At 36.1% G+C, this 3,880-nt stretch carries 3 protein-coding genes and 1 pseudogene; 3 read left to right on the top strand and 1 reads right to left on the bottom strand.

Going from position 1 to position 3,880, the window contains the following annotated elements; translation table 11 throughout:
* Positions 1-988 precede the first annotated feature (988 nt).
* Complete coding sequence (gene nhaD, locus NEOC65_RS02230) at positions 989-2,278, bottom strand: sodium:proton antiporter NhaD (RefSeq protein WP_213155582.1); 1,290 nt, start codon at positions 2,276-2,278, stop codon at positions 989-991.
* Between the two features lie 77 nt (positions 2,279-2,355).
* On the opposite strand from nhaD, the gene NEOC65_RS02225 reads away from it, so the two are divergent.
* The 3 genes and pseudogenes from NEOC65_RS02225 to NEOC65_RS02215 all read left to right on the top strand — a co-directional run.
* A complete protein-coding gene (locus NEOC65_RS02225; protein WP_213155581.1) occupies positions 2,356-2,904 on the top strand; it encodes a hypothetical protein in 549 nt (182 codons plus the stop codon).
* Positions 2,905-3,173: 269 nt separating this feature from the next.
* Positions 3,174-3,629: a transposase gene (locus tag NEOC65_RS02220; protein WP_213155312.1), complete on the top strand. Its 456-nt coding sequence runs from the start codon at positions 3,174-3,176 to the stop codon at positions 3,627-3,629.
* Positions 3,629-3,880, top strand: a pseudogene (locus tag NEOC65_RS02215) (IS5/IS1182 family transposase); the annotation flags it as partial. The gene NEOC65_RS02220 and the pseudogene NEOC65_RS02215, both read left to right, overlap by 1 nt.

Below are 3,880 nucleotides of genomic sequence, written 5' to 3'. Positions count from 1 at the left end.
CTTCTTAGCTTTTCACTTAAGAAGCAGTAAACATACAAAATATCGAATTATTTCCGCAACTCCTATTTTCCTTTTTCTTTATTTTTTTCCTAAGCTTCTAAAAATTAAAGCGACTGAATAATTTTTAAATTTGAGCAGTCACTTTTCAACCTATATGTTTGTTCTAAGGTGTGCAAGGATATAAATCGCTATATCAGGGGGAATTCTAAGGAGAGGCGTTTGTCTTAGGGTGAAATCTAAATCACTCGTTCTCTAGATGTTATTATACCAAAAAAGCAATCTTATTCAAGGATTATTTTAATATAATGTGGAAAAAACTGTCCCGTCTTTCTTGTCCTTCTTATTTTCATGCAGGGCATTTAGGCGAAATCGATGGTGAGTATTCCTGATAGTCCAAGCTTAACTTCTCCCTCTAATTTGAAAGAAAGCGAAAAGCTCCTCTCCTAATCTATTCTCCAACTTATATGAAACGTTTCTTTTCCTACCTTTTAAGCCAGCATATTTCGTGTTCCCTTAATTTGTTGAGTGTAATCTTATAGGGCATTTCTTAACTTTTGGCTTCTTAACTCACCTGTTTAATGTATTGCCAGTTCTTAAAGCGTCTTTTCCTAATCATCTAGCTTCTAAGGTTAAAAGCCCATGATGTCTCACCTCATCTGCTTCAATTTATTCAATCTTTATGCTGTATATTTTAGCAAAAAAGCGAATGCGGGAAATGCAAGTTAATTGTAAGTTTTCTCTTACATTCAGCTGATAAGGGATTCCGCCATTTTTTTATTAAGTTAAAGGCAGATGAGGAATGCTTTCTAAAACACAACAGGCATAGACTACCTGATAAAACCTAAATAGGGGATCTTTATAAAGGTGCCTTAAAAAGATCTTTTTAGTCATTGAAAGTTTACATAAAGGGAATGCTCCTTATATAAACAAAGAGCTATAAAAGAAAATAAGAAAGCTTCCTGATCCTCCTCCCTTCTTCCTCTAAAGATCAGATAATGCTAAGTAAATAGTAGACGGTAATGCCCGCCATGTAGCCTACAGAGGCAGGAAAAGATATTTTTTTTAAATACCAGGAAAAATCTACTTTCTCTAGTCCCATAAAGACCACACCTGCAGCAGAGCCAATAATCAACAGGCTGCCTCCAGTGCCTGCACAATACGCTACCAATTGCCAAAAGGAAGAATCTTGAGGATACTGTTGAAGACTGTACATTCCCATGCTGGCCGCTACCAATGGAACATTATCCACAATTGCTGAAGCTATACCAATTAGAGTGGCTATCACCTCTGTGTTTCCTACATGCTGATTTAACCACTGAGCTAACATTTTTAGTAGCTCTGCCGACTCTAAAGCATTAATGCATAAAAGAATGCCAAAGAAAAATAATACTCCTGATAAATCAATCTTTGTTAATACATGCGGCACACGTAAATGTTCACGATCTTCTTCTTTAAAATAAGCAATATCCGTCATTAGCCATAATAGCCCTAAACCAAACAATATTCCCATAAAGGGGGGCAAACCCGTCAATGTTTTAAAAATAGGGACAAAGATAAGCGCAGCTATACCTGCTAAAAAAATTAGCTTGCCAATAGGTTCTAGTTTTTTATGCGCGTTCAATAATTCATGCTCGATTAGTGAGCCTTTTAAGCATTGGCTAATGATGGAAAATGAGCCAATAAAGCATGCTAGACTAGGAAAAAAAAGATTTTTAATGATTGCCCATGAAGTCACTTGCCCCCCTATCCATAGCATAGTTGTCGTGACATCTCCAATCGGTGTCCAAGCGCCCCCTGCGTTGGCTGCAATTACTATCCCCCCGCCTATTAACCAGCGATCCTCTCGGTTCGTCAATAGCTTTTGCATAATGGAAAGCATTACAAGCGTGGTGGTTAGGTTATCTAGAACTGCTGATAAAAAGAAAGTAATCAAACCCAACAGCCACAGCAGTCTAACTTTAGATCTAACTTTAATAACATCTAAAATGATTTTAAAGCCGTGATGAGCATTAATAAGCTCCACGACGCTCAAAGCACCTATAAGAAAGAATATTACCTGGCTAATATCAGCCACATGAGCAGCTAATGAATCCAAGTTCTCTTGATGAGAAAATTTATCGTGATGATTAGCAAATTGCAAAATCCAACAAATAATGGCCATCAGCAAAGCTGTGGTCGTTTTGTTGACTCTGATCACATGTTCTATGGTAATAAAGCCATAACCTATGATAAAGACAATAATCATGCTAATAGTATAAATATTTAGAGTGATAGCCATATAAGTTTTCCTGTAAATCTTTTCTGCTAATATACATTCTAATATGCGATTTTTACATTCTAACCTAGGTAAAAAAAATGGAAGAGCCTATTTTATCTTTAAACTCTGCTATTCATTCTTCTATAAAAAAAGCTACCCTTATCAAAGGCACAATTTATGGAGCTGCCGGCATCAGTTTATGGCTCTATGGAGGAATTTTCCTTTCTCCTTCTCTCTTAGCTACTTGGGGATGGATTATTCTATTTTTAGGAGGGTTATTTATCACTTTAGGACTTTTGCCCTACCGTCAATTGGCGTATTTAGAAAATACTCCCCACCAAATAAAGGTGACTGCACTAAATGAACTTTATTTTGCCTTGCATGGTAGGATCCTTTTTAAAGTATCCCTGGAAAAAGTAGATGAAATGGCTTATCTAGACGATGACAAACATTACGGGATTGGTTTGTGGATGGCTCCTACCTCAAAAGACATTACTGCTTTACATTTTTCTTTGGATCTTCCTCTGTATTTAGAAGAAAATCAAAAAAAATATTTTTGCGACCTATTTTTACCCTATTTTAGTAAACGTTCTTATCATGAACTAGAAGAGATATACAAAAGCTTGGAAAAAAAGAGAGTAGAATAATCAAGGAATAAAATATTTAATTGCACTCTAAAAAGGACGGCATAAAAAATAAACCGCTCTCTCTAAAAACAGGAGATTACACCTTACTAAAGTCAAGGCAGAAACATCCACTATTTTATGACTTCTCTATGCCTAGCTTATTTAGTTCAACATGATTTAAAGTATTTTTGCCCTGAGATAATATTTTAGGAGAGTTTTTTATCAAAAAATGCTATATTTTCTTTACAAGTAAATCATTACAAAGCTCTTAATTTCTTGCAAAGTTTACTATGAAACCAAATAAACTAAACAATCAACAAGACCTGCTTTTTAAATTCCGCTTTAGCAATGAACTTAACCAGAATCATCCTCTCGTCCAGCTATCCAAGTTGATTGAATGGAAGCAGCTGGAAGAAGAGTTTGATAAGCTGTTTGTAGAAAATGTAGGCCAGCCAGCTAAGCCTGTAAGGCTAGTTGTGGGTCTCTTTATCTTGCAACACATGTATGGAATTTCTGATGAAAATGTGGTGCATCGATGGGTAGAAAATCCTTATTGGCAATACTTTTGTGGATATGATCACTTCAAGCATGAGCTGCCTATCCATCCTACTTCTTTAATTAAATGGAGAGATAGATTGGGTGAAGCTGGACTTAGTAAAGTCTTACAAGAAACGATTGTAGCAGCTGTTTTGACAGGCGCGGTGAAAAAAAAAGCCTTAAAAAAGTCATTGCCGATACAACGGTGATGCCCAAAGCTATCGCTTTTCCTACCGATGCAAAGCTTTACTTTAAGTCTATTCAGGCGCTTGTAAAAATAGCCAATAATTACAAAATCATTTTGCGACAAACCTATAAAAAGCTAGCCAAAACAGCTTTGTGTATGCGTGCTCGTTATGCCCATGCTCGTCAAATGAAAAGAGCTAAAAGGGAAGAAAAAAGGCTGCATACTTATTTGGGAAGAGTAATTCGGGATTTTGAGAGAAAGATAGAAGGACAA

Origin of the sequence: Neochlamydia sp. AcF65, assembly GCF_018342435.1 — a bacterium.
GTDB lineage: Bacteria > Chlamydiota > Chlamydiia > Chlamydiales > Parachlamydiaceae > Neochlamydia.
Note: the sequence above shows the minus strand (reverse complement) of the source record. Positions and strands in the feature narration are given on the sequence as shown.